The organism is Pseudomonas sp. SK3(2021), from assembly GCF_016772375.1.
Taxonomy (GTDB): Bacteria; Pseudomonadota; Gammaproteobacteria; order Pseudomonadales; family Pseudomonadaceae; genus Aquipseudomonas; species Aquipseudomonas chlororaphis_I.
Genome location: NZ_CP061943.1, coordinates 3583436 through 3608444 on the forward strand (window position 1 = coordinate 3583436; position 25009 = coordinate 3608444).

Here is a 25009-nt window from a genome sequence, read left to right on the forward strand (position 1 = left end):
CTGTCGTCTCGTTACTCGTTGGTTGGAAACGACTGGCCCATCGAACAGGCCGTCCGCGGCGCAACTCAGTACGAAGAGGCATTCTGATTGTTTAAAGAGTGGCGCTCGGTGCCTGCGAGGGGAGGATTGAAAACGCTGACCAGGATAAGGTCCGTGAACTTGCCGCCACGCAGAAAGTGACGATCATGTTTGTCCAGTACATACATATCGCCCGGACGGATTGCATGGATGGTGCCGTCCATGTCTTCGATTTCACCCTCGCCACCGATGCAATAGCAAGCCTCGAGATGATTGCGATAATGAAGCAGCGACTCCGTGCCGGCTCGAACCACCGTGTGGCAAATGGTGAAGCCGACTCCGTCCTGTTCTGTCAGCAGACGGTGGCTGGTGCCAGAGCCCCACTCGACGAAAAAATCGGTTTTTTCAACATCGCGGATACTACGAACAAACATATTCAATTCCTTGTGAATAGTTGACTTGCCACTTCAAACGTTCGACGCAAGCACAGCGGCTGCGTCGGTAAAGGCTGAACAGGTCAAGCAGAGGCAGGCGTGCACAGGGCAAAATGTTCAGCAGATCGCTTGAGCCACCGCTATCGAGGTAGCGCTGTCTTTGGCAAATCAAATGAACATCTGCCCGCCGGATCAGGGGCCAATCACAATCAGGTAACAGGATGCTTTCCTGCAGCACATGCAGGACGTTTTGTCGAAGGACGTGCTTGTGGCACGCATGCCATTACGGCAGACCAGTCATTCCCTGACCCGGTTGTTGCTCCCTGAAGAACTCGGATCCTACGTGTAAGATTTTATGAGTGTCAACGGGCTTTTTCCGACTTTTTTCAACGCTGGCGACGGCACAGTTTCGCGTCGACGGCAATTGTTGGCCAGGGCATAAATCCGGGCAACTGCCCCATGTACCTGAAGCACCAGATTTTTCCGCCACGACTGATTTCGTACAGCAACTGGATGTACCGCAAGGCCTGCTCGGCGAGCTGGCTCTTGTTGGTCGCATGCAGTTCGAAGAACTTGCGTCGGGCATGGGCCATGCAGCCGATCTCGATCACGCCGAGCTCGAAGCTGGCCTTGTAACCCCCCCTGGCCTTGTAACCCCCAAAGTCATCGCAGACCAGCTTGCCCCTCCAGTCTTGTAGAAAGTTGCGAGCGGCTCTCCGGCGCGGCTGGGACTGAAGTCATAAACCACTGCCGCCACGTCGGAGAACTGGCTGGTGGCGTGGACGACCTGCTGCCCCGCTTCCATCACCGGCAGCGCGCCGACATTTTTCTGCGCCATCATCTGTAGCGCTTCGAGCACCCTCTGGTCCGGGCCGATGCTGTGCACCTGGCGGTTTTCCACGGCCTTCAACTTGAGCAACTGAGCAGCGGTTTTCATGGGCGTCTCCGATACTTGGGCAACGGGGATTCCGGCCCCGCGCCGGAAGGCGCGGAGTCAGGCATGCATATAGGTTGAATCGTGGATTGAATAAGGCGCGCGCGGTTTAGCGCACGCCGATTTCCACCACGTCGCCGCGCAGCCGCGCCGGCCATGTGCGCAGGCGCTGCTCCGGGTATTCCAGGCAGGTGCCGTCGGCCAGGCGGAAGTGCTGCTTGTACAAGGGCGAAGCAATCACCAGTTCATCCTTGATGCAGCCCACCAGGCCGCGGCCGATCACGTTGGCGCCGGACTGCGGATCATGGTTGTCGATGGCGTAGAGGGTCTGCTGTGCGGCGTCCGGCAGGTAGATCAGCGCCACCTGGGCGCCGTCGTGCCAGACCACCACGCCGCTGTGGCTGACCAGGTCCTGGCGGCTGCACACCGCCTGCCACTGCATGCCGGGCTGCTCGGCGGCTCCACTTTCGATAGCTTGCAGGCTTGGCGACAGGCTCATCAGAGCACCTCCTCGGTGACGGGGATCAGGTTGAGTTCGGCGGCCATGATCGGCCGGCGCTGGCCGCGTTCCTCGACAAAGTGAATGTCCGGGTCCGGGCGCTGGTCGTTGACGAAGGTGCGGAAGCGCTTGAGTTTTTCCGGGTCCTTGAGGGCGTTGGCCCACTCGCATTCGTAGCGGTCTACCACCAGCTGCATCTGCGCTTCCAGCTCGGCGCCCAGCCCCAGGCTGTCGTCGATCACCACCGCCTTGAGGTAATCCAGGCCGCCTTCCAGGCTCTCGCGCCACACCGAGGTGCGTTGCAGGCGGTCGGCGGTGCGGATGTAGAACATCAGGAAGCGGTCGATGTAGCGGATCAGCGTCTGGTCGTCGAGGTCGGTGGCGAACAGTTCGGCATGGCGCGGACGCATGCCGCCGTTGCCGCAGACGTACAGGTTCCAGCCCTTCTCGGTGGCGATCACGCCGACGTCCTTGCTCTGCGCCTCGGCGCATTCGCGGGTGCAGCCGGACACCGCGAACTTCAGCTTGTGCGGCGAACGCAGGCCCTTGTAGCGGCCCTCGATCTCCAGGGCCATGCGCACGCTGTCCTGCACGCCGTAGCGGCACCAGGTACTGCCGACGCAGGACTTCACGGTGCGGGTCGACTTGCCGTAGGCATGCCCGGTCTCGAAACCGGCGGCGATCAGCTCGGCCCAGATGTCCGGCAACTGGTGCAGCTGGGCGCCGAACAGATCGATGCGCTGGCCGCCGGTGATCTTGGTGTAGAGCTCGTATTTCTTCGCCACCTGGCCGATCACGATCAGCTTGTCGGCGGTGATCTCGCCACCGGCGATCCGCGGCACCACCGAGTAGGTGCCGTTCTTCTGCATGTTGGCCATGAAGGTGTCGTTGGTGTCCTGCAGCGGCACCAGGGAGCGGTCCATGATCGGCTGGTTCCAGCACGAGGCGAGGATCGAGCCGATTGCCGGCTTGCAGATATCGCAGCCGACATGGCCACGACCGTGCCTGGCGAGCATCTCGTCGAAACTGAGGATGCCCTCGACCCGCACCAGCGCATACAGCTCCTGGCGGGTGTAGGCGAAGTGTTCGCACAGGCTCTTGTCGACACTGACGCCGCGGGCGATCAGCTCGTGCTCGAACACCTGCTTGAGCAAGCCGGCGCAGCCACCACAACCGGTGCAGGCCTTGGTCTGCGCCTTGAGCTGGCCGAGCTCGGAACAGCCGCCGTCGATGGCCGAGCAGATCGCGCCCTTGGTCACGTTGTGGCAGGAGCAGACCGTGGCCGACTCGGGCAAGGCGCCCGGGCCGAGGGTCGGCGCGCCGGCGCTGGACGGCAGGATCAGGCCGGCCGGTTCCGCGGGCAAGGCGATGCCGTTCTGCAGGTATTGCAGCAAGGTGTCGTAGTAGCTGTTGTCGCCCACCAGCACGGCGCCGAGCACCTGCTTGCCGCTGGCATCCACCACCAGGCGCCGGTAGCTGGCGGTGGCTTCGTCGATGAACTGGTAGCTGCGCGCGCCCGGGGTCAGGCCCTGGGCGTCGCCGATGGAACCGACATCGACCCCCAGCAGCTTGAGCTTGGTCGACATGTCCGCGCCCATGAAAGGTTCGCCAGGCTCGCCGCACAGTTGCGCGGCGACGCTGCGGGCCATCTGGTAACCCGGGGCCACTAGGCCGAAGAGGCTGCCGTTCCAGCTGGCGCACTCGCCGATCGCGTAGATGTGCGGGTCGCCACTCAGGCACTGGTTGTCCACCACCACGCCGCCGCGCGGGCCGATCTCCAGGGCGCAGTCGCGGGCCAGGGCGTCCTGGGCGCGAATGCCCGCGGAGAACACGATCAGGTCGGTTTCGAGGAAGTCGTCGCCGGCGAAGTTCATCCGGTAGCGGTACTGCTCGCCGGCGCTGATCGACTGGGTGCCCTTGCCCAGATGCACGCCGACGCCCAGGGCTTCGATCCGCGCCTTCAACGCACGACCGCCCTGCTCGTCCAGCTGCACCGGCATCAGCCGTGGGGCGAACTCCACCACATGGGCTTCCAGGCCCAGGCTCTTCAAGGCGTTGGCCGCCTCCAGGCCGAGCAGCCCGCCGCCCACCACCACACCGCGCCGGGCATTGGCGGCCGCAACGCGGATGGCGTCGAGGTCGTCCAGGGTGCGATAGACCAGGCGCGAGTCGCCCTCGGCGCCCTCGATCGGCGGCACGAAGGGATAGGAGCCGGTGGCCAGCACCAGCTTGTCGTAGTGCAGCGGGCCGGCGGCGGTGAACACCTGGCGGTTGGCGCGGTCGATGCGCAGCACCGGCACGCCCAGGTGCAGGCTCAGGCCCGGGGTCTGGTACAGCGCGGCATCGCCCAGGGCCAGGGATTCGGCGTCGCGACCGGTGAAATACTCGGACAGGTGCACCCGGTCGTAAGCGCGTATCGGCTCTTCGCTGAAGACGTGCAGGCGGTACTGCTCGAGGGCGCCGCGCGCCACCAGCTGTTCGACGCAATGATGCCCGACCATGCCGTTGCCGATCACGATCAGGGTTTTGTGTGTGTTCAAAGGGGCAACAATGGCATTCATAAATAGCACCCGACCCAAGCCAATCACGGTTTTTTTAAAGCAAAAAAAAGCGCCTGGAACCTCAGGGTTCCAGGCGCCTTTGCCTGTTATTTGCGGTGTGCGATCGGGCTGCTCTGCCTGATTCACCGAGTGCCCATGGCCGGTTGGCCGATCGATCCGCGTTGACCGATGGGGCGGCCCGCCCGCGATAGGCGCGGTGGGGCGTTATCGGCTGTCTTGCAGCCTTTGTGCCAGGCTGCGCCGCACGCCTTGAAAGGCCGTGCTGGCGGGCTTGCGCGGTAATTCTGCAAGGCTCCCGGAGAGTCTATCCTGGGCCAGGAATCGCTTTAGCCTGGTGCAAGACCGGGTCGGCGACGCCTTATAAAAGTGCAAATCCACCGCCGCGCCCCAACTCAGCCAATAGAAGCCAGACGCTGCAAGAACGCCGCGCGCCGCTCGCGGTCCTGTTCTTCCTTCGCCAACAACTGCGGCAACAGCGCCTCGGCCCGCTGCCCGTCGAGGATGAACACCCCGTCATCGTCGCCGATGGCGATATCCCCCGGGTTGACCCGCACCCCGGCCACCGCGATCGGTTGGTTGACCTCGCCGTGCTGGCCGATGCCACGGGTGGTGTAGGCGCTGACGCCACGGCTGAACACCGGCAGGCGATGCCCGCGCAAGGCGGCAACATCGGTGACCGCGCCCTCCACCACCACCCCGGCCAGGCCCTTGATCAGCCCGGCCAGGGTCCGCAGTTCGCCCCAGCAGGCGCACTCCTCATCGCCCAGGCACTGGATCACCAGCACGTCCCCCGGTTCGCTGAGCAGCAGCGCGTCGCGCAGGATGGCGCCATCCGGGGCGAAGACCTTGACCGTGACCACATTGCCGAGCATGCGCAGGCCATCGAACAGCGGGCGGATACCGCGCAGGTAACCCTCGTCGCCAAAGTGGCCGAGGGTCGAGGGCGCGATACCGCGGTAATGCTCGAGCAAGGCAGCGCTGGCGTGTTGTTGGCGCGGAGCGATCATCGGCATTTCCTCGGGCGCAGCAGCGGGCAGGTCGAGCAGTATTCGGCGGGCTCGGTGGCCTCGTAATAGAAGCAGCAGGTGCGGCGAAAGCGGATGCTCTTGCCCTCCTCCAGCGGCGTCGGCGGGCGGCGGAAGTGCCGCAGCGGGTTGTAGTCCAGGCCGAACAGCGACGGCCCGGCCTCCTGCAGCAGCCAATCGAAGTCAGCCTCATGACGCAGACGGATCAGCGGGTCCTCGACCTTGCTCATGCGTTTTTCGTACAGCGAATAGACCCGCACCGCGGTGTTTTCCCAGAGGATGCGCCGGGAAATGCCGCTGACCCGGTTGAAGGTCTGCCACAGCGGCGCCAGCACTCCGGCGAACAACGACTCGACGATGGACGCGCGCCAGGCATCGCGCTCACCCGCGGCATAAACCTGCGGAGCCCGGTCCGGCAGCGGCATCGACGAAGTCCAGAGGCCGTCGTCGTGGCCGTACTCGATCACGCAATCGTCCAGGGACAGCAGCAGGCCCTGGTCGCACACCGACATGGCGTACAGGCAGGCGCCGGTGGCGAGGAAGGAAAAACGCTTGGCCAGCAACGAGGCGGTGATCGCCCGGGTCGGCGAACCGATCACCGGCCCCAGCTGGTCGAGCAGCGCGATACAGGTTTCATCGTCAAGCAAGGCCCGGGCGCTCAGGGAGCGCTGCCGGTCACATTGCGCCATGGGTTTCAGCCGCAGCGCTCCGCTTAGCACGCTCCAGTCTTGCGCCTTGAAGGCGGCTTGCAGGCTCATTGCGGCAGTTCCCGGCCAAAGGGAATGCACAACGGCGTGCCGAAGAACGGATCGGGGATGATCCGGCAATTGAGGTCGAACACCTGCTTGACCAGTTCCTCGGTCAGGATCTGCTCAGGCCGGCCCTGGGCGAACGCGGTGCGCTGGTGCACCGCCACCATATGGTCGGCGTAGCGGCAGGCCAGGTTGAGGTCGTGCAGGACCATGACGATGGTCTTGTTCTCCTGGCGATTGAGCTCGCGCAACAGGTCCAGCACCTCGATCTGGTGCGCCAGGTCGAGAAAGGTGGTGGGCTCGTCGAGCAGCACGATCTCGGTGTCCTGGGCCAGGGTCATGGCGATCCATACCCGCTGGCGCTGGCCGCCGGACAAGGCGTCCACCGGCCGCTCCGCCAGGGCCTGCACGCCGGTTTGCAACAGGGCACGCTCGACCATGGCTTCATCCTGGGCCGACCATTGCTGCATCCAGTTCTGGTAGGGATAACGCCCCAGGGCCACCAGCTGGCGCACGGTGATGCCTTCGGGGGCGCTGGGCATCTGCGGCAGGATCGCCAGTTCCCGCGCCACCGCCGCGGTGGATTTGCGCTGGATATCCTCGCCATTGAGGATCACTGAGCCCTGCCGGGGCTTGAGCAGCCGCGCCAGGGACTTGAGCAGGGTGCTCTTGCCGCAGCCGTTGCTGCCGATCAGCACCGACACCTGGCCCGCCGGCAGTTGCAGGTCCAGCCCGTCGATAATCACCTGGCGCTGATAGCCCAGGGTCAGTTGCTGGGTTGCCATCGAGGACATCGGGAATTCCTTAGTGCCGCTGGTTGATCAAAAGATAAAGAAAGAACGGCGTGCCCAGCACCGCGACAAAGATCCCCGCCGGCAGATCCAGGGGCAGGAACAGGGTGCGCCCGATCAGGTCGGCGAGCATCACCAGGTTGGCGCCGACCAGCGCCGCCATCAGCGCCTGCCCGGCGAAACCCGGGGCCACCAGGCGCTTGGTGATATGCGGCGCGATCAGCCCGACAAAGGCAATCGCCCCGCCCCAGGCCACCGCCGCCCCGGCCAGGGCCACGCTTACCAGCAACAGGCCGGCGCGCAGCCACTGTACCCGCACCCCGATGCCCTGGGCCAAGGCATCGTCCAGTTGTTGCACCCGCACCTGGCGCGCCAGCCACACCAGCAGCGGCAGGATCGCCAGCAGCCAGCCGCCCAGGGCCCGCGGCTCCGGCCAACTGGCGCCGTAGACGCTGCCGGTGAGCCAGACATAAGCCGACAAGGTGGTGGTCAGCGGGCTGAACACCAGGACAAAGGTGGTCACCGCCGCCAGCAGCGCCGACACGCCGACGCCGATCAGCACCAGGCGCAGCGGCGAGGTGCCCTGCTTCCAGGCCAGCAGGTAAATGGCCAGGGCCGCCAGCCCGGCGCCGAGCATCGCCGCCAGTGGCAAGAACTGCGGGCCCAGCAGCAGGGAAAAGAACGACAGGTACAGCACCGCCGCGGCACTGGCACCGCTGGTGATGCCCAGCAGATCGGGGGACGCCAGCGGGTTGCGGATGATGCTCTGCAAAATCAGGCCGGACACCGCCAGCGCCGCGCCGACCAGGGCCGCCAGCAGCAGGCGCGGCAGGCGCAGTTGCTCGACGATGAACAGCAGGCGCTCGTCGCCGCCGTGCCACAGCAGTTCCAGCACGGTCAGCGGCGACAGCTTGAGCTTGCCCAGGGACAAGGCGCCGAGCATCACCAGCGCCGTCGCCAGCACAGCCAGCAACAACCGCCACAGGGTCGCCAGGTCGATGCGCCGCGAGAAACCGGCGGTGCGCAGGGTCAGGGTCTTACTCATAACGACCTCCACGGCGCGCCAGGAAAATAAAGAACGGTGCGCCGAACAAGGCGGTCATCACCCCCACCGGCACCTCCTGCGGCAGGATCACCAGGCGCCCCAGGGTATCGGCCAGCAGCAGGAGGATCGCCCCCAGCACCGCGCAACCCGGCAGCAACCAGCGGTGGTCGATCGACAGCCCCTTGCGCACCATGTGCGGCACCAACAGGCCGATGAAACCGATGCTGCCCGCCAGCGCCACGGCACTGCCCGCCAGGCCGATGATCAGCACGCTCATCAGCCAGCGGATCAACCCGGTGCGCTGCCCGAGGCCGATGGCGATGGCTTCGCCGGCGTTGAGCACATTGACCTGCCCGGCCAGCAGCAACGCCCCCAGCAAGGCCAGCAAGACGCCCACCAGCAGCGGCGCGGCCAGCGCCAGGTCGCGCTCGGACAACGACCCGGCGAGCCAGAACAGCACGGTGTCCAGCCCCTCCTCGTTGACCACCAGCAACGCCTGGCTGAAGGCGGAAAACAACGCGGTGATCGCCGCCCCGGCGAGGACGATGCGCAGCGGGTTGAGGCTGCCCTGCCCGCGATTGCCGATCAGCCACACCAGGCTGCCGGCCAGCGCGGCGCCGATAAAGGCGCACCACAGCCACTGGCTCATGGACGACAGGGCAAACAGCGACGAGCAGAGGATGATCGCGAAGGTCGCCCCGGCATTCACCCCGAACAGCCCCGGTGATGCCAGCGGGTTGCGGGTCAGCGCCTGCATCAGCGCCCCCGCCACCGCCAGGCTGGCGCCCACGGCGACGGCCATCAGGGTGCGCGCCAAGCGACTGCTGAAGATCAACTGCTGGCCGGCGCTCAGGCTGTCCGGTTGCAGCAGGCCCTTGAGTAATTGCGACGGTTCGATCCAGGTCGCCCCCGCCGCCAGGCTCAAGCCGGCGCACAGCAGCAGGGCGACACACGCCAGGCCGAGTTTCAGGCCACGGCTCATGAAGGCGCCACCAGGCGGGCAATGTCGTCGAGCATCAGGTTGGCGCCGAGGATCCCTCCGGAAAAGCTCCAGGCGATGCCATCGACCCGCCACACCTGCTGCTGTTGCACGGCGCGCAACTGTTGCCAGAACGGGTAATGCACCAGCCGTTCATAGTTGTGCCGCACCGCCTGGCTGTCTCGCTGGAATACAAAAAACAGGTCGGCATCGACCACGGGCAAGTTCTCCTTGCTGGTGAGCTTGATATAGGTGCCGCGGGACTCGCGGGCGACCGGGTTCCAGGCGAAGCCCAGCTCCGTCAGCACCGAGCCGGCGAAACTGCTCGGCAGGTAACTGCGGACATGGTCTTCACGCACATCCAGCACCGACACCGTGGGCGGCCAGCGCCCGGCGAAATTTGCCTGCAACTGCTCGCGCAAGCGCGCCACCCGCTGCTGCCATTGCCCCAGCAGGCTGCTGGCCTGCCGTTGCCGGTGCAGGGCCGCGCCCATCAGCGCCAGGGTGCGCTTGAACTCGAAGACTTCCTCGAGCATCAGCACCGTGCCCATGCGTTCGAGCAGCGGCGCGATGCGCTGGTGGCGAAAGCGCGAGGCGACGATCACGTCCGGTTCCAGCAGCACGATGTCCTCCAGGCTGGGCTGGGTTTCCAGGCCAACGTGGGGGACATTCGCCAATGCCGGGCGCAAATAACGGAAGGTCGGTTTCTCGCTCGACGACTCCACCACGCCGCAGGGCGTCACGCCCAGCGCCACGGCGCTGTCGGTGGCGCCCTGGAACAGGGTGACCAGGCGCAGCGGCTCGGCGCGGGCGATCCGTGGCAACGCCAGCAGCCCCAGGGACAGGCGCAACATGGTGCGCCTGCAAGGATCGAGCAACGGGTCAGGCATCGGCGGCCAGCCGCTGGAACGGGTTGACCACTTCGCCCTTGCCGAATGGCATGCTGCCCGGGCCGCCGGCGCGTTCGATCATCGGCGTCAGCAGCAGCTTCTGCGGCCAGCGCGGCGCTTCGAACAGCTGGTGCCTGATCATCGCCCGCGCCTCGTCGTCGAACTCGATGCTCTGCAGCAGCCCGTCCAATACCTGGCGCAAGGTGCTCCACAGCTCGCTGGCCGGCAGCGTATAGACCTGGGCCAGGGTGTCGATGATCGCCCGCAGGTTGACCTGGATCGCCAGGGTCTGCAGCCAGAACAACAGGTCTTCGGGACGCTGGTGATACAGGGTGTTGGCGTGGCCTTTCTTGATCCGGTACTGCGGGTCGGCCATGCCGTTGCGCGCAAGCCACGGCACGAAGATGCGCAGCGAGTCGTGGTCGCGCAGCAGCAGGCCCTGGGCCTGGCCGGCCTTCCACACCAGCACCGCATTCTGCCCGTGCACCTCGCCGAGCATGCCGAGGCGGAACATCCGCAGGTTGACGTCGAAGAAGCGCTGGCACAGCTCGCTGAACAGGGTCAGCACCGAAGCCTGGGTCGCCGGCAGTTCGCGGTACTGCAGCCACTCATCGAAGAAGTGCCGGTTGCTGCCGGGCAATGGCGTGCCCAGGGCGGCCATCGGCAGCAGGCGGCAGTCCGGGTCGTCGAGCAAGGCTTGCGGATAACTGCGAACCATCGCCGACAGGTGCCGCGGCGCCTCGTCGAACAGGGTCGCCTGGGGCGGCATGAAGGCCCACCACTTGCTCTCGTCGCACAGGTGCAGGCTCTGCTCCAGCACCGGGTCGAGGCGCCGCACCTGATGCAGCAGCGCCTCGCTGAGGCCGCCGTTGATCATCTTCACCGCCGGCAGGTAACGCGAGGCGCCCAGGGAATAGATGGCCATGGGCAGCTTCAGGTAGTCGGCGCTGGCAAAGCACGGCGTCATCGAGCGCAGCGACGACGTAGCGAACACCGTGGCTTCGCTGAAGTCCAGGCGCTGGCAGTCGCCACGGGCAAAGGCATCGCCCAGTTGCGCCGGCAACACATGCTCGAACTGCCACGGGTGCACCGGCAAGGCTACGTGGCTGTCACCGATGCCGCGCTCGCGCAGTTCGCCGGCCAGGCGTGCCTGCAAGGCTTCGGGCAACAGGTAGCGCGCCGGGTAGACCTGCTCCAGGTCGGTCACGCCCTCGCCGCCTTGCAGCAGGTCCTTGCGCACCGCCACCCAGTTCAGCGCCACCGGCTGGGCGAACTCGGCCTGGTACTGCTGGTATTCGGCCTGCAGCAAGCCTTGCTTGGCCTTGGCCAGCGGGTGGTACGGGCGATCGCGCAGCGAGGCCCACTGCTCCATGGTGCGCAAGAAGGTGGCGCCGTCCTGAGCCATCAGGTCCTGGTGGTCGACCCGGTGCTCCAGGGACAAGGCGGTCTGCCAGACGCTGATATGCAGCACTTCGAGGAACAGCGTCAGGCCCTTCTCGTTGTCCTGGAAACGCGGGCCCATGCCAGTGAACACCCGGCGCATGAAGTCCACCGGGCCCAAGGCGGTCCAGCGCTGCTCCTGGCGGGCCAACACCGGCGTGCCCGGGACCTTTTCCCACTGCTGGGTGATGCCCGGGCGCAGGGCGATGCTGATGAAGCGCTGTTCCTGGGCGTCGCAGCACCATTCCCAGACTCGCTGCCGGGCATCAGTGCCTTCAAGGGTTGCTGCTTCAAGGGCCGGCGCTTCAGGATGGGCCTGGCGCCATTGGCTGGCCGTCAGCAGCGGCAAGGGTTCACGGCCAAAGAAGTCTTCGGCCAGCAGGCAATCGATCAGGTCCTGCATCACCCGTTCGGCGGCCATGGTTGTGAAGTTCATCGGATCAGTTTCCTTCTAGAGAAAGGGTGGCCAACCTGGCCTGGAGAGCACGAAAGGCGATGCCGCGTTCGTCGCCGAGGACAAAGGCCCGGACCCCGCGTTCGCGCCAGCGAGCCAGGTCGCCGGCCTGCCGGGGAATGGCGCAGTACGGCACGCCGGCATGGTCCGCCGCCTGCCAGGCATCGAGCAGGGCCTGCTGGACCGCCGGCTGGTCGATCTGCCAGGGCATGCCGAGGGATTGCGAAAGGTCGGCCGCGCCTTCGAGGATCATGTCCAGGCCCGGCACCGCGGCGATCTGCGCGGCATTGCGCACACCGGCGGCGCTTTCGATCATCGCCACCAGCATGATCTGTTCGTTGGCCTGCCCCACGTACTGCGCCAGGCTGTGCTTGCCGAAACTGCCGGGGCGCCCGGCGTTGAGGCTGCGCTGGCCCAGCGGGTGGTATTTGCAGGCGGCGATCGCCGCCTGCAACTGCTCGGCGGATTCGATCATCGGCAGCACGATGCCCTGGGCACCGCCGTCGAGCAGGCGCAGCAGGGTCTTGGGATTGAGGTCGGCGACCCGCACCAGCGGCGTCAGCTCGTAGGCTTCGGCCGTGCGGATCATGTGCTCGACGGTTTCCGGATTGATCAGCACGTGCTCCATGTCGATGATCACGAAGTCGAACCCGGCCTCGGCGATCAGCTCGATGGCCGCCGGCGCCGGGATCGAGCTGATCAGCCCGTACACCGCCTGCCCGGCCGCCAGTTTGCGTTTCAGCTGGTTGCTTCTCAGCATGCTTGCGGCCTGTAGGCATAAAGTGGATTGGGCACCGACTTGAAGCGCCGCTCAGCGTCGCCCAGCAGGCGGCGCTTGGTCAGCTCTTCCACCTCGTAGCTCGGCGCGAACACGTCGAACAGGCCGAAACGGTCGCGGTGCTGGGGATGGGCGTTCTGGTAGTCGAGTATCACCTCGGCGGTCATCCGCCAGAACTGGCCTTCGTCGAGCTGGTAGTGCTGGCGCAGGAAGATCGCCATCTCCGCCAGGCAGATGAAGAAGAAACAGTCGCAGGAGAAATCGCGCACCGCGTTGACGTCATCGGTGAGGATGAAGGAGTTGCGGTTGAGCTTGGCGTGGCTGGCCGGCAGCGGCACCAGCTGCGGGCACAGCTCGGGGCGCGCCAGGTGCGCCGGCGAGTAACGCACGCCGTCGTGGAAGTCCTTGAGGGCGATGCGCTGCGGCCAGCCCTGCTTGACGATCAGCACGATGTTCTGGCCGTGGGACTCCATGCCGATGCCTTCGGCATAGAGCATGTGGATGATCGGCGGCACCGTCACCTGCAGCAGCTGGCGGGTCCAGGCCTGCAAGCCGTACTGGCGGATCCAGGCATCGATGAACGGCTGCTGCGGCCCGCTGCCGTAGCGGTTCTCCACATGGCTCAGGCCGTTGAACGGCACCGCCTGCTCGTCGGCCTTCAGGTACTGATGGATGCTTTCGCGCCAGATCGCCCCCAGGGTGCCGTAGGCCTGGGGCCCGCGGGACTCAGGGAGGTGCTGGTAGTCGAAGCTGACCCCGGCCACTTCGCCGAGGATCACGAAATCCAGCTGGCGCGCGGTGCTGTCGCTGGCGATCAGCTGTTGCAGCCAGTCGGTGATGATCGGCCCGTTCAGCACCGTGTGCCGGGCCAGGATGCGCGTGCTGGAAGTGTTGGTCATGCTCATGGCCAGCTTGACGTAGGGCCGCTGCCTGGCCGTGGCGTTGGCCAGGGTGCGGATCGACTGCTGGGCCTTGTACTGGTCGTCCGAGGTGCCGAGGTAGATCAGCTCGCCGCTGAGCAACTCCGGGTAGAAGGTCGAGACAATCACACTTTCCCACTGCCACGGGTGCACCGGCAGCAGCTGGTAGTCGTCCAGCGCCCTGCCCTGGCTGGCCAGTTGTCGCTCGACCTGCTGCCAGCGCTCGGCGCCCAGCTCCTGGCGGATAAAGGCCGGGAAATCGAGCTTTTGCGAATGCTTGAGCGAGGCCCGGTTGCGCGCGACCGCCAGCCACACCACGGCGATCGGCGTGGCGAACTCCGGGCCATAGGCCTGGTTGTCCGCCAGGGAAAAACCGATGCGCGACTTGTAGCACGGGTGGTAGCTGTGGGCGTCCATGAAGTGCTGCTCCAGGGCGTCCACGTCCAGCTGGTGGGCCGGCTTTTCGGCCTGGTAGCCCTGGCTGCGGGCTTGCAGGTCCTTGAGCTGGGTCTGCTCCAGCTCCTGGATGAAGCGCCCCAGGTGCGGGCTGTCCTGGTAGTCGCCGAGCAGTTCGGCCAGGGCCTGGTGCAGGTCCGGCACGCTGCGCTGGCCGCGGCTGTCGAAGCGTTCCAGGCTGGCGCAATCGAGGCGGATCAAATCGAAGCTGGCGCTGAGCAGGCCGTTGCAGTGGTATTCCACCCGCTCCTGGCGGCCATCGACGCCGAGTACCACGAAACGCCGCTGGCCGCCGTCCAGCGGCTGGCTGTCGAACGCCAGCACGCCTTCGTACAGCAGGGTCTGCAACAGCTGGCCGACCACCCGCCGCTGCACTTTTTCGTCGATACGCCCATCCACCCTGGCCAGCCAGGCGCCGGGGCCGGAAGGCTGGCTTGAGGTTGTCGAGATTGCAGTCGCCATGTTCATACCTTGTGCAAAGAAGGGTTAACGGTGTTCGAGCGCGCCGGGCACTGCCTCGGCGGTCTCGTCGGAAAGGGGAAAACGCCAGGCACAGGGCAGTGCCAGCAGGATCAGCAGGCCGGTGACCACGAATACCTCGCTGATGGCGGCGGACATGCCCGCCTGCTGGGCCTGCACGCCGCCGTCGACGAGGCGCAACTCCAGCCACAGCGAGGCGATGACGATGGCCAGGGACGACACCAGGCGCCGCGAGATGTTGTTCATCGCCGCGCCCTGGGTGACCATCGGCTCGGGCAAGGCATTCAGCCCGGCGGTGGTCACCGGCATGTAGGACAGGCCCAGGCCGGCGCCGCGCAGCATCATCAGCACGAACACCAGGCCGATCGCCGCATCGGCCCGGAGCAGGCCCAGGGCCAGGGTCGACAGGCCGGTCAGCAGCAGGCCGATGGACACCACCAGGCGCGGCCCGTGGCGATCCAGGGCGCTGCCGCCCATGCGCCCGAACAGGCTGGCGAACACCGCCGTGCAGAGCAGCGCCAGGCCGGTCCAGAGGGCGCTGTAGCCGAGCACCGTCTGCACCAGCAACGGCAGCAGCACCAGGCACTCGAACATGCCCACCGACTGCACCACGGCAATGATCACGCTCAGGCGATAACCGCGCAGGGCGAAGATCCGCAGGTTGAGCAGCGGCGCCTCGCGGCGCAGCTCCAGGCGGACAAAGCTCACCAGGCACAGCAGTGCCACCAGCAGCATGCCCAGGTTCATCGGATCCAGCAGCCCGGCGGCGTGGTGCAGGCGGCTGATGGCAATCATCAGCAGGCCGATGCCCGAGGCGATCAGCAGGTAGCCGGCCAGGTCGAACGGCTTGCGTTCGGCCGGCTCGGCCGCCGGCAAGACCGCGAGGCCCATCAGCAGCGCGACGACACCGATCGGCACGTTCATCAAAAACAGCGAACGCCAGCTGAACCACTCCAGCAGCAGGCTGCCGCACAGCGGGCCCACCGCCGGCGCGAGCATCACCGCCGCGCCCCACAGGCCGGTGACCCGGCCGCGCTCGTCCTTGGCGTACACCGAGAAGATGATCGCCAGGGACAGCGGGATCATCAGGCCGCTGGCGATCCCCTGCACCACCCGTGCGGCGATCACCAGGGCAATCGAATCGGCCAGGGCACCGAGCAGCGAACCGCCGATGAACAGCGCCACGCCCCACAGGTACAGGCGCCGCCGGCCCAGGCGCTGGCTGAGGAAGCTGGTCAGCGGCATGGTCATGCCCATGCTGGTCATGAAGGCCGCGACTATCCAGGTGGCCATCAGCGGGCCGATGGCGAACGCTTCCATGAACGCCGGCAGCGCCGGGTTCAGCGAGCTGTTGTTGAGGCTGACGGTCATAGTGCCGAGCAGCACGTTGACCACCACCCAAGCGCGCGGCGCGTTGAAGCTCACAGCAGCGCTCCTTCGAGCAACTCGCCCTGGCGCAGGAAGTGCTGCGCCGGTCGTGGATGACAGAGGAAATCGGCGTGGGAAATGTTGTAGCCATAGGCCCCGGCCATGGGCAGCACCAGCAGGTCGCCGACGCCGACGCCCTTGAGCGGCTGGGCCCGGCTCAGCACATCCTTGGGCGTGCACAGCTGGCCGACCACGGTCCAGGCCTGCTCCGCGGTATGCGCCGGCTGCGGCGTGCGCGGCAGGTGAATCAGCGGGTGGTTGTGGCTCTGCGCCGCCGGCAGGCGGAACTGGTGGGTGCCGCCCCGGCACACCAGGAAGTGCTCGCCATGGCTGGTCTTGGTGTCCAGCACCTCGATCACGTAGTAACCGCAGAAGGCGCTGATAAAGCGCCCGGGCTCGAAGCGCAGGATCGGTGCCTGATCGCCCTGCTCCGCCAGCCGGCGTTCCAGGTAGCGGCACAGGCGCTGCCAGTCGAACTGTTGGCCACTGAGGTAATCGACGCCGATGCCGCCGCCGACATTCAGGTGGGTCAGCTGCTCGGGGTGCGCCGCCAGGGCCTTCCACAGCGGCCAGCGTTGCAGATAGAAGTCCAGCAACTGCTCATGGCGTGCCACCGACTGCTGGTGGGACATGGCGTGCACATGGAAACCCTTGAGGCGCAGGTGGCTGGCCCGGTCGACCCGCTGCACGGCCTCGGCCAGTTCCGCCTCGTCGATGCCGAATGGCGTGGCGGTGCCGGCCATGGCCAGCCGGCTCGACTGGTTCTGCGGCAACTGCGGGTTGATGCGGATGAATACCGGCTGCACCCGCCCGGCTTCCACGGCCAGGCGTTGCAGGCGCTCGATCTCGTTGAGGCTTTCCAGGTGCACCGCTTCCACCTGATGGACCAGGGCCGCGCGCAGGTCGGAATCGAGCTTGCCGGGGCCGGAAAACACATAGGGCTTGCGGGTCGGACAGGCCACCACCCGCTCGATCTCGCCGCCCGAGGAAATCTCGAAGCCCGTGACCAGCGGGGCCAGCGCCGCCAGCACCGGCGCCTCGCTGTTGGCCTTGATCGCGTAATACAGCTCGACCCCGGCCGGCAACGCCGCCATCACCTGGCGCACATGGGCCTGCAAGGCGTCCAGGTCGTAGATAAAGGCCGCCAGCGGGTCGGCGCTGCCGGCCCGGGCCTGGTCGATGGCGTTCAGGAGCGCCTGGGACAACTCAGCCATAACGGGCCTCCTCGCTCCACGGCGAACTCAGGTTGACGTAGCCGGCCTGGCGGTCGGCCTTGGCGGCCAGGCGCACCTTGAGGTTGGTCTTGCAGGCGATCGGCTGGCCGGCGATCAGCGCGTCCAGCTCCGGCGCCGGGCGTACCAGCTCGTCGCGGATGCGCCGCAGTTGCTGCTCGACCCGCTGCCACATCAGCGGCGCCAGGTGCGGGCGTTCCCAGCTCAGGGCCAGCACCGCTTCCGACAGGTTGTTGATCAGCAGGCAGTAGGTAATGCGGCTCCAGCCCTGCTCGCGGGAGTACAGCAGCGACTGGCGTACCCGCGGGTGCAGGCCGACCTCGATCTGCGCCATGCCCAGTTCGTCGGTGAGCTTGACCCCCTCGAAGTCCCGCAGCAGCAACTGCTGCGGCTGGCCCCGGTCGTGGATCAGCACGCTGTTCTGCAGGTGCGGCTCCATCACCACGCCGTGGTTGAAGAACAGCGCCAGCACCGGCCGCAGCAACAGCGCCTGGTACCGGCCGAACCAGTCCACCAGCTGTTCGTCCGCCAGTGGCTGGGCGTCGAAGCCTTGCAGGAAGTCGTGCACCAGCGGCCGCGAATGGATGTCGCGGGCGAACAGGGTGCCGGCCATCACGCTGCGCTCGGCGCCGGCGCGGCGGCAGAAGTTCTCCCGCAGGATCGCCCCGGTCTGTTCGCGGAACCAATGGGCATCGACTTCGCTGGCCTGGGCCGGGGCCCAGCTCATGGAACCCGGCTCGGCCACCGCCGACAGCCCGCCGAGGGTCTCGGCCTGGGTCCGCTGCAGGCGCTGGAACAGCTGGTCGATGATCAGCGTGCTTTCCAGCTCGTACCAGGCGTTCTTGCGCACGCAATTGGTGATGCGCACGTTCAGCGAGCCCTTGATGAAAAAGTCGTGGTCCTCGATGTACCAGGTGCGCATCGACGCCGTCGGGCTGGCGAGCGACCCAGTCGGCCCGTGGTCGACCACTTCGCCCAGCGCCAGCAGGCGCTGCACGCGGCGGTCCTGCATGAACAGCTCGGCCTGCACCGGGTGCATGCAGATCATCGCGTGCCCCGGGCGCGCCCGGCGCTGGTCGGCGAAACCGGCCATCACCTGTTCCTCGCTGAGGCCGTTGGCGGTCACGCGCAAGCCCTGGCGCGGCACTTCGAACAGGTGCAACGCGGTCTCGGCCTGGAATTCCGGGGCGTAGGTTTCCTGGGCCAGGTGCGCCGGCCACAGCCGCGCCTTGGGCGCCGGGTGGTTGGGGTGGCCGAACCACAGGCCCTGCTCGCTGGCCAGGTAGCCGCTCAGCGGCGCCGGGCCCTGGCCGTCCATGTTGTGGGCGACGATGGCGGCGGTCAGCAGCTGGCTTTGCAGGACCTGGTCCAGCAGCTCGTCGTTGCTGGCGCGGGTCATGTGTTCACAGGCGCCGAGCAGTTGCTCGACGAACTCGGCAAAGGCCAGGCAGCGCCAGGTCTCGCCCTCGCGCCGGGCATACACGTCCGACAGGTAACGGTGGCTGCCCAGAAGGTCGCGGCGATCGACCATGACGAAGAACTGCTGCCGGTTGGGCAGGTCGATGGTCAGCGGGATGCCCTTCCATTCCAGGCCGTCCAGGTAACTGCCGGGGGCAATGCCTTGCATCTGTGTCGGCCAGCTGTAACTGAGGCAGTTTTCCGGCAAGGCGAACTCTTTGATCAGGCAATTGAGCAAAGCGCGCGTGGTCGCCAGTTCACTGACCATCTTCGATAACACATGCTTTGATAAAACATCGCATTCTGAATAATTCATAGGGGCTCCTATGTAGCCGTGCGGTCACTGGCTGCGTAATGTCACGGCAAATAGTTAGTTGCTCTTCGGCCACACCGAAAAGCCGACAGATACCCGCCGAACGAAATCGTCCGCTGACACCTTCAAATAAAAAACGTGACCGTCAGTTGTTCGAGCAGAAACTTAAAGTGTGAAAAACGACACACTTTCAGCGAATCCGCTTAATACCCGGAACAACACTTCAAGAACGGGTCTGCAATAAAGCGTCCGCCACCGCGCGGGTAAACCGCTGGATAACCTGCTGGCACTGTTCGTCGTCGATGACCAGCGGCGGCAACAGGCGAATCACATTGCCCCGGCGCCCGCCACGCTCCAGCAGCAGGCCTTGCTTGAAGCAGTGCTGCTGGATGGCCACGGCCAGGGCCGGGTCCGCCGGGAAATGCCCGTGGCGGTCGGCCGGCTGGCGCTCGTCGACAATCTCGATGCCCAGCATCAGGCCACGCCCGCGCACCTGGCCCAGGGCCGGATAGCGCTGCTGCAAGGCTGTCAGTTGCTCCTTGAGCCACTGCCCGCGGCGCTCGGCCAGGGCTGCGATGTTCTGCTCGCGCAGCACCTGCAGGGTCGCCAGGCCCGCGGCCATGGCCATCTGGTTGCCGCGGAAGGTGCCGGCGTGGTTGCCCGGCTCCCAGGCATCGAACTCGCGCTTGATGCCCAGCACCGCCATCGGCAGGCCGCCGCCCACCGCCTTGGACATGACGATCATGTCCGGCTCGATGCCGGCGTGCTCGAAGGCGAACATCTTGCCGGTGCGGGCAAAACCGGCCTGCACTTCGTCGAGGATCAGCACGATGCCATGCTTGCAAGTCACTTCGCGGATCGCCCGCAACCAGCTGGCCGGCGCGCAGTTGACCCCGCCCTCGCCCTGCACGGCCTCGAGAATCACCGCCGCCGGCAAGGACACGCCGCTTTCCACATCCTCGATGAACTGGGTGAAGTAATGGGTCAGCGCCTCGACCCCGGCTTCGCCGCCGATGCCCAGGGGGCAGCGGTACTCATGGGGGTACGGCATGAACTGCACTCCCGGCATCAGGCCGGCGATGGCGTGCTTGGGCGCGGTGTTGCCGGTCAGCGCCAGGGCGCCGTGGGTCATGCCGTGGTAGGCCCCGGAGAAGCTGATGACGTTGTGCCGCCCGGTGTGGGTCTTGGCCAGCTTCAGCGCCGCTTCCACCGCGTCCGCCCCGGACGGCCCGCAGAATTGCAGGCAGTAGTCGCACCCCTGGCCCGGCAACAGGCTGAGCAGGGTTTCGCTGAAGGCGTCCTTGACCACGGTGGTCAGGTCCAGGGTGTGCATGGGCAGGCCCGAGGCCAGGAAGCTGTCGAGGCTGGCCATGATCGCCGGGTGGTTGTGCCCCAGGGCCAGGGTGCCGGCGCCGGCCAGGCAGTCCAGGTAGGTCTTGCCTTCGACGTCGGTGACCCAGACCCCATGCGCCTTGGCGATGGCCAGCGGCAACTTGCGCGGATAACTGCGCACATTGGATTCGAACTTGCCTTGCCGGGCCAGATAGTCGGCATTGGTCTTTTGCAGAGGACTAGTGCGCAATATGCCATCATTCAACATCTGTTCACCCTCGTTAAATTCGACATGCAAATTATTATCATTAATAAAAAGGCGCAACTGCTTATTCGAACTTATTTGGAATATTTACATAACCTGTCCGAACATAAGTTAAATATCGCGCGCACACCGACAGCCAAGTTGATAAACCTGGAAAAGTCATTAACGACGCCATGAGTTCGCCATATTACTGCCATCTTTCCGACAACTTCATTAGTTGCCATTAAATGGCCAACACCTCATTCAAGAGGTGGGCAACTTCATCATGTAATAACGGGCATACATCTTTCCTCGACCGGGGGACCGGTCATGCCGATCAACAACGCGCTGCGCCCTTCCCTGTGGCGCTTGTCCGCATCGCTTCTTAAAAACCCACGGTTGCCGAAAGCAACAGGGTCCGTGGCGTCGCCAGGGTCAAGCCCGGCTCGCTGTCGTCCGAGGCTCCGGCCGAACTCCAGTAACGCTTGTCCAGCACGTTCTCGACATTGGCGCGCAAGGTGATGTCCTTGTCGTCGAGCTTGAATGCGTAGCGCGCGCCCAGGTCGAAGCGCTCCCAGGAGTCGATTTCCTTGCTGTTGGCCTGGTCCAGGTACTGCGAGCTGGAATAGATGCCGCGCGCGGTCAGGGTCAGGCCCTGGACCTTCGGCACATCCCATTCGGCGCCCAGGTTGACGTTGTACTTCGGCGTGGCCGGCGCGCGGTTGCCGTCGAAGGTGCCATTGGTGGTGTCCTTCAGTTCGCTGTCGATGTACATCACCCCGCCCAGCAGGCGGAAGCCCTTGAGCGGTTCGCCGAACACACTCAACTCGACGCCGTCGTTCTGGCGCTTGCCGTTCGGACCGAAGACCCGGGTGCTGGCGTTGGTCTCGTAGGCCGGCTGCTTGATGCGGAACACCGCGGCGGTCAGGGCGAACGCCCCGGCGTCGTACTTGGCGCCGGCCTCGACCTGGCGGCTGATGAACGGCGGGAAGATTTCGTCTTCGTTGATCGAGGTCGACGGCGCGATCTTGCCCTGGCTCAGGCCTTCCATGTAGTTGACGTACAGCGACAACTGATCGGTGGCCTTGAACAGCAGGCCACCCGATGGCGAGACCTTTTCTTCGTCGTAGGCGGTGTCGCCTTTGACGCCGTCGCTCCAGTCGTCGACCTTGACCCGCTGCCAGCGCGCGCCGAGGGTCAGCAGCAGGCGGTCATCGAAGAAGCCCAGGGTGTCGGACAGCGCCACGCCGCTGAAGCGGTTCTCGGTATAGACCTTGGGGTCCAAACGCGTCGGCCGCGACGGGGTCGGGGTCGGCCGCGGGTCGTAGAGGTTGCTGCGGGACGCGGCATAGCGCGCGCCGCCGTTTTCGAAATCCATGTAGAAGTAGCTGGCCGCCAGGTTGACCTCATGGCTCACCGGGCCGGTATGGAACCAGCTGCGCACGCCCGCCGTGGTGGTGCGCACGTTTTCGTCGCGGGTGAAGTCGCGGGGCTGGACACTGAAGTCGCCGGCGTCGTTGGTGACCGACACCGCATGGCGCAGGAAGTCGTGGTTGCTTTTGCGCGCGCCGACGCCGCCGTACAGCATGATCGAATCATTGACGTCGTATTCGGCGTTGACCGTGCCGAAGGTGTCCTTGGTGCGCGCCTTGCTCCAGGACTGCGCATAGTTGTGCCGCACATCGTCGGCGTCCGGCACCTTGGCGTTGGCACCGATCTGCACCCGCTCCTGGGGCGCGTCGGTATCGCGCTCGGTGTGGCCGATGTCCGTCGACAGGCGCAGGCGTTCGCCGCGAAAATCCAGGCCCAGCACCGCCATCTCGCGGTCGACGCTCTGGTGATCCCACTTAGTGTCGCCGGACTGCTTGACCGCGTTCAGGCGCACGCCGAACTTGTCGTCCTCGCCGAAGCGCCGGCCGATGTCCAGCGCGCCGCCGACCTGGCTGTCGGAGGCGTAGCTGCCGGTGAATTCGGTGATGGGCTTGTCGGTGGCGCGCTTGGGCACCACGTTGATCCCGCCGCCGACGCTGCCCCGCGGCGAGATGCCGTTGATCAGTTGGGTCGGGCCCTTGAGGATGTCCACGCGGTCGGCCATTTCCATGTCGATGGTGTAGGTCGGCAGCACGCCGTACAGGCCGTTGTAGGCGACATCGCTGTTGAACAGGCTGAAGCCGCGGATGGTGAATTGCTCGTAGCGTCCGCCCGCCGGGTTGGTGGCGCGTACCGAAGGGTCGCTGGCGATCAGGTCGCCGAGGGTCCGCGCCTGCTGGTTCTTGACCACCTCGCTGGTGTAGGTGGTCATGCTGAACGGCGTTTCCATGAAGTCTTTCGAGCCCAGCAGGCCTTGCGAGCCACGGCGCGCCACCTGGCCGCCGGCGAAGACGTCGCTGGCGGTCGCGCCGCTGGCGCCGAGAATCGAGGTCGGCGCCAGTTGCAGGCTGCCGCCTTGCGGCGCCGGGGTGAGGATATAAGCCTGCTCGCCCACCGGTTGCAGTTGCAGGCCGGAACCTTGCAGCAAGCGGGCAAAGCCCTCTTCCACCCCGTACTCGCCGGACAGGCCGCTGCTGTTGCGCCCGCTGACCAGCTGCGGGTCCACCGACAGGTCGACCCCCGCCAGGCCGGCGAAACGGGTCAGCGCGGCGCTCAGCGGGCCGGCCGGCACCTGGTAGCTGCGCCGCGCGGCGTCGGCCGCCCAGCTTGATTGGATCAGCAACGGACTGGAACTGAGGGTCAGCATGAGGCCCAAATGCAACAACGGACGCAGGCCCGGCGAAACCGGGCGCAAACGGAAAGGCAATACTGCGGGCATGGGAGGAAGCTCTCGTTTTTTGTTCACTTACCTGGAATGACCGGCGAGGCGAAAAAAAGGGACAGGCTTCAGCCAATATTTTTTGGCGGGGTGTTTTTCTGTGGGGTTTCTTGTGGCGCGGTCAGGGTTACCCAGTAGCGGGTGCGCGAATGCACTTGCAGCGGCAGGCTGGCGGCCAGCAGCGCGAGCACGCGGTCGGTGTTGTCGAGGCGGAAGCTGCCGGTGACACGCAAGGCTTCCAGTTGCGGTTCCCAGCGCAACAGGCCCGGACGATAACGACTCAGCTCGCGCAGGAAGTCCCCCAGCGGCTGGTTCTGCGCCATCAGCACGCCGTCGCGCCAGCCCGGCAGCTGCGCGTCGAATGCATCGATCTGGCCGGCGCCCTCCGCCCGCAGCCGGACCTGCTGGCCTTCGCGCAGCACCCGTTGCGGCCCGGACAAGGGTTGCAGCTGCACCGAGCCGCTGGCCACCGACACCCGGCAATCGTGCTCGTTGAGGCGCACGCAGACTTCGCTGCGGCTGACGACGATGCGACCGTAACGCGCCTGGATAGTCAGCGGCGCGCTGCCCGCCACCTTGAGCGCCATCTCGCCGCGCACCAGGGTCACTTGCCGCGCACCCAGGTCGACGTTGACCGCGCTGGCGGTGTTCAGCTGCAAGGCGCTGCCATCGGCCAGGGGCACTGTGCGGTGTTCACCGGTGCCGGTCTGCAGGTCGGCGCGCCATACGTCCAGCGGTAGCTGGCGGGTCAGCAGCCAGGCGCTCGGCACCAGTGCGGCGACGCCGAGGGCGCGCTTGAGTACCGCGCGCCGCGACGGCTCGGGCCGGTCCAGGGTGGCCATCGCCAGGGCCGACGGCAGCACGGAGAAACGCTGGCGCAGCAGCTGCGCCTTCTGCCAGGCGCTTTCGTGACGGCTGTTGCTGGTGCGCCAGTGCTGCAAGCGGGCGTGATCGTCGGCGTTGGCCGCGCCCGATTCCAGCAGCGCCAGCCACTGGGCCGCCGCGCGGGCGACTTCGCGGGTTTCGCTGGACGGCGCCGAGCGCATCACAGCTCCACCAGCAGGCAGTGTTCGTAGGCCTGGGCCATGTAGCGCTTGACGGTGCGTTCCGAGACGTCGAGGCGTTCGGCGATCTCGCGGTAGCCCAGCCCTTCCAGCTGGCTCCAGAGAAATGCCCGGCGCACCAGGGGCTGCAGGCCGTCGAGCAGTTCGTCGAGGGCTTGCAGGGTTTCCAGCAGCACCCAGCGCTGTTCCGGGGACGGCACGCTGTCTTCGGGCAGGCTGGCCAGCGCGTCCAGGTAGGCCTGTTCGAGTTTGCGCCGGGTATAGAAGTTGCTCAGCAGGCGCTTGCCGACGGTCACCAGGTAGGCCCGCGGCTCGCGCAGGTCGACCAGTTGCTGGGAACTGGCGAGCACGCGCAGGAAGGTGTCCTGGCTCAGGTCCGCGGCATCCCAGGCGTTGCCCATGCGCTGGCGCAACCAACTCTCGAGCCAGCTTCGATGGTCGCGGTACAGGGCATGTAGGCTGTGCTCCGGTGGCGTCGCTGCTTCAATCATGTCAAGAGCCCTGCGCGAAGGATTATTCAAATGAGACTGATTCTAATTAATATTCATAAGGCAAACCAAGTCCTTTCGTGTGATTCGGTTGCTGTTTTCGTTTGAGGGGGAAAATCGGCAGGCGCCCTGGAACCATGGTCCCAGAGGGCTGAAGAGCTCAGGCGCCAGGCCTGGCCCTGAGG

General features: G+C 66.0%; 19 protein-coding genes and 2 pseudogenes. All 21 read right to left on the minus strand.

Annotated features, from left to right (window positions below):
- Nucleotides 1–65: 65 nt before the first annotated feature.
- The 21 genes and pseudogenes from IF690_RS15885 to IF690_RS15985 all read right to left on the minus strand — a co-directional run bounded on the left by IF690_RS15885 (nucleotide 66) and on the right by IF690_RS15985 (nucleotide 24827).
- Complete coding sequence (locus tag IF690_RS15885; protein ID WP_202696409.1) at nucleotides 66–452, minus strand: ectoine synthase; 387 nt, start codon at nucleotides 450–452, stop codon at nucleotides 66–68.
- A 494-nt stretch (nucleotides 453–946) separates the two neighbouring features.
- Nucleotides 947–1233, minus strand: a pseudogene (locus IF690_RS15890) (IS66 family transposase); the annotation flags it as partial.
- An 11-nt stretch (nucleotides 1234–1244) separates the two neighbouring features.
- A pseudogene (locus IF690_RS29305) lies at nucleotides 1245–1389 on the minus strand (CBS domain-containing protein); the annotation flags it as partial.
- A gap of 106 nt (nucleotides 1390–1495) precedes the next feature.
- Nucleotides 1496–1885: a nitrite reductase small subunit NirD gene (gene nirD, locus IF690_RS15900; RefSeq protein ID WP_202696410.1), complete on the minus strand. Its 390-nt coding sequence runs from the start codon at nucleotides 1883–1885 to the stop codon at nucleotides 1496–1498.
- Nucleotides 1885–4446: a nitrite reductase large subunit NirB gene (nirB, locus tag IF690_RS15905; protein WP_202696411.1), complete on the minus strand. Its 2562-nt coding sequence runs from the start codon at nucleotides 4444–4446 to the stop codon at nucleotides 1885–1887. Before nirB ends, nirD begins: the two co-directional genes overlap by 1 nt.
- Before the next feature lie 392 nt (nucleotides 4447–4838).
- The gene (locus IF690_RS15910; RefSeq protein ID WP_202696412.1) at nucleotides 4839–5453 is read right to left on the minus strand and encodes an RraA family protein; all 615 of its coding nucleotides are present in this window, start codon (nucleotides 5451–5453) and stop codon (nucleotides 4839–4841) included.
- Nucleotides 5450–6229, minus strand: coding sequence for an IucA/IucC family C-terminal-domain containing protein (locus IF690_RS15915; protein ID WP_202696413.1), 780 nt, complete (start codon nucleotides 6227–6229; stop codon nucleotides 5450–5452). Before IF690_RS15915 ends, IF690_RS15910 begins: the two co-directional genes overlap by 4 nt.
- A complete protein-coding gene (locus tag IF690_RS15920; RefSeq protein WP_202696414.1) occupies nucleotides 6226–7017 on the minus strand; it encodes an ABC transporter ATP-binding protein in 792 nt (263 codons plus the stop codon). Before IF690_RS15920 ends, IF690_RS15915 begins: the two co-directional genes overlap by 4 nt.
- Nucleotides 7018–7027: 10 nt before the next feature.
- Nucleotides 7028–8059 carry a FecCD family ABC transporter permease gene (locus IF690_RS15925; RefSeq protein WP_202696415.1) on the minus strand — a complete coding sequence of 344 codons (1032 nt, stop codon included), beginning with the start codon at nucleotides 8057–8059 and terminating at the stop codon, nucleotides 7028–7030.
- Nucleotides 8052–9041 (minus strand): FecCD family ABC transporter permease, encoded by a 990-nt coding sequence (locus tag IF690_RS15930; RefSeq protein WP_202696416.1) that lies wholly within the window; start codon nucleotides 9039–9041, stop codon nucleotides 8052–8054. Before IF690_RS15930 ends, IF690_RS15925 begins: the two co-directional genes overlap by 8 nt.
- A complete protein-coding gene (locus tag IF690_RS15935) occupies nucleotides 9038–9928 on the minus strand; it encodes an ABC transporter substrate-binding protein (protein WP_202696417.1) in 891 nt (296 codons plus the stop codon). Before IF690_RS15935 ends, IF690_RS15930 begins: the two co-directional genes overlap by 4 nt.
- Nucleotides 9921–11804 (minus strand): IucA/IucC family protein, encoded by a 1884-nt coding sequence (locus IF690_RS15940; RefSeq protein WP_202696418.1) that lies wholly within the window; start codon nucleotides 11802–11804, stop codon nucleotides 9921–9923. The genes IF690_RS15935 and IF690_RS15940 overlap by 8 nt, the downstream gene beginning before the upstream one ends.
- A gap of 4 nt (nucleotides 11805–11808) precedes the next feature.
- Entirely contained in the window at nucleotides 11809–12582 is a 774-nt protein-coding gene (locus IF690_RS15945) for an HpcH/HpaI aldolase family protein (RefSeq protein WP_202696419.1), read from the minus strand.
- On the minus strand, nucleotides 12576–14444 hold the full coding sequence (locus IF690_RS15950; protein ID WP_202696420.1) for an IucA/IucC family protein: 1869 nt from the start codon (nucleotides 14442–14444) through the stop codon (nucleotides 12576–12578). The genes IF690_RS15945 and IF690_RS15950 overlap by 7 nt, the downstream gene beginning before the upstream one ends.
- Before the next feature lie 18 nt (nucleotides 14445–14462).
- Entirely contained in the window at nucleotides 14463–15881 is a 1419-nt protein-coding gene (locus IF690_RS15955; RefSeq protein ID WP_202696421.1) for a DHA2 family efflux MFS transporter permease subunit, read from the minus strand.
- Complete coding sequence (locus IF690_RS15960) at nucleotides 15878–17098, minus strand: type III PLP-dependent enzyme (RefSeq protein WP_202696422.1); 1221 nt, start codon at nucleotides 17096–17098, stop codon at nucleotides 15878–15880. Before IF690_RS15960 ends, IF690_RS15955 begins: the two co-directional genes overlap by 4 nt.
- On the minus strand, nucleotides 17091–18890 hold the full coding sequence (locus IF690_RS15965) for an IucA/IucC family protein (protein ID WP_202696423.1): 1800 nt from the start codon (nucleotides 18888–18890) through the stop codon (nucleotides 17091–17093). The genes IF690_RS15960 and IF690_RS15965 overlap by 8 nt, the downstream gene beginning before the upstream one ends.
- Before the next feature lie 220 nt (nucleotides 18891–19110).
- Nucleotides 19111–20487 carry a diaminobutyrate--2-oxoglutarate transaminase gene (locus tag IF690_RS15970; RefSeq protein WP_202696424.1) on the minus strand — a complete coding sequence of 459 codons (1377 nt, stop codon included), beginning with the start codon at nucleotides 20485–20487 and terminating at the stop codon, nucleotides 19111–19113.
- A 361-nt stretch (nucleotides 20488–20848) separates the two neighbouring features.
- Nucleotides 20849–23272, minus strand: a complete 2424-nt coding sequence (locus IF690_RS15975) for a TonB-dependent receptor (RefSeq protein WP_202696425.1) — start codon at nucleotides 23270–23272, stop codon at nucleotides 20849–20851.
- 68 nt (nucleotides 23273–23340) lie between these two features.
- Nucleotides 23341–24318: a FecR domain-containing protein gene (locus IF690_RS15980; RefSeq protein WP_202696426.1), complete on the minus strand. Its 978-nt coding sequence runs from the start codon at nucleotides 24316–24318 to the stop codon at nucleotides 23341–23343.
- Nucleotides 24318–24827 carry a sigma-70 family RNA polymerase sigma factor gene (locus tag IF690_RS15985; RefSeq protein WP_023965419.1) on the minus strand — a complete coding sequence of 170 codons (510 nt, stop codon included), beginning with the start codon at nucleotides 24825–24827 and terminating at the stop codon, nucleotides 24318–24320. Before IF690_RS15985 ends, IF690_RS15980 begins: the two co-directional genes overlap by 1 nt.
- Nucleotides 24828–25009 lie beyond the last annotated feature (182 nt).

Excerpts from the sequence above, each read along its gene's own strand:
- IF690_RS15910 (WP_202696412.1), bottom strand. The coding sequence starts at position 5,453 with ATGATCGCTCCGCGCCAACAACACGCCAGCGCTGCCTTGCTCGAGCAT.
- IF690_RS15985 (WP_023965419.1), bottom strand. The coding sequence starts at position 24,827 with ATGATTGAAGCAGCGACGCCACCGGAGCACAGCCTACATGCCCTGTAC.
- IF690_RS15935 (WP_202696417.1), bottom strand. The coding sequence starts at position 9,928 with ATGCCTGACCCGTTGCTCGATCCTTGCAGGCGCACCATGTTGCGCCTG.
- IF690_RS15960 (WP_202696422.1), bottom strand. The coding sequence starts at position 17,098 with ATGGCTGAGTTGTCCCAGGCGCTCCTGAACGCCATCGACCAGGCCCGG.
- IF690_RS15930 (WP_202696416.1), bottom strand. The coding sequence starts at position 9,041 with ATGAGCCGTGGCCTGAAACTCGGCCTGGCGTGTGTCGCCCTGCTGCTG.
- IF690_RS15940 (WP_202696418.1), bottom strand. The coding sequence starts at position 11,804 with ATGAACTTCACAACCATGGCCGCCGAACGGGTGATGCAGGACCTGATC.
- IF690_RS15970 (WP_202696424.1), bottom strand. The coding sequence starts at position 20,487 with ATGTTGAATGATGGCATATTGCGCACTAGTCCTCTGCAAAAGACCAAT.
- IF690_RS15950 (WP_202696420.1), bottom strand. The coding sequence starts at position 14,444 with ATGAACATGGCGACTGCAATCTCGACAACCTCAAGCCAGCCTTCCGGC.
- IF690_RS15975 (WP_202696425.1), bottom strand. The coding sequence starts at position 23,272 with ATGCCCGCAGTATTGCCTTTCCGTTTGCGCCCGGTTTCGCCGGGCCTG.
- IF690_RS15915 (WP_202696413.1), bottom strand. The coding sequence starts at position 6,229 with ATGAGCCTGCAAGCCGCCTTCAAGGCGCAAGACTGGAGCGTGCTAAGC.
- IF690_RS15945 (WP_202696419.1), bottom strand. The coding sequence starts at position 12,582 with ATGCTGAGAAGCAACCAGCTGAAACGCAAACTGGCGGCCGGGCAGGCG.
- nirD (WP_202696410.1), bottom strand. The coding sequence starts at position 1,885 with ATGAGCCTGTCGCCAAGCCTGCAAGCTATCGAAAGTGGAGCCGCCGAG.
- IF690_RS15920 (WP_202696414.1), bottom strand. The coding sequence starts at position 7,017 with ATGTCCTCGATGGCAACCCAGCAACTGACCCTGGGCTATCAGCGCCAG.
- IF690_RS15980 (WP_202696426.1), bottom strand. The coding sequence starts at position 24,318 with ATGCGCTCGGCGCCGTCCAGCGAAACCCGCGAAGTCGCCCGCGCGGCG.
- IF690_RS15885 (WP_202696409.1), bottom strand. The coding sequence starts at position 452 with ATGTTTGTTCGTAGTATCCGCGATGTTGAAAAAACCGATTTTTTCGTC.
- IF690_RS15925 (WP_202696415.1), bottom strand. The coding sequence starts at position 8,059 with ATGAGTAAGACCCTGACCCTGCGCACCGCCGGTTTCTCGCGGCGCATC.
- IF690_RS15965 (WP_202696423.1), bottom strand. The coding sequence starts at position 18,890 with ATGAATTATTCAGAATGCGATGTTTTATCAAAGCATGTGTTATCGAAG.
- nirB (WP_202696411.1), bottom strand. The coding sequence starts at position 4,446 with ATGAATGCCATTGTTGCCCCTTTGAACACACACAAAACCCTGATCGTG.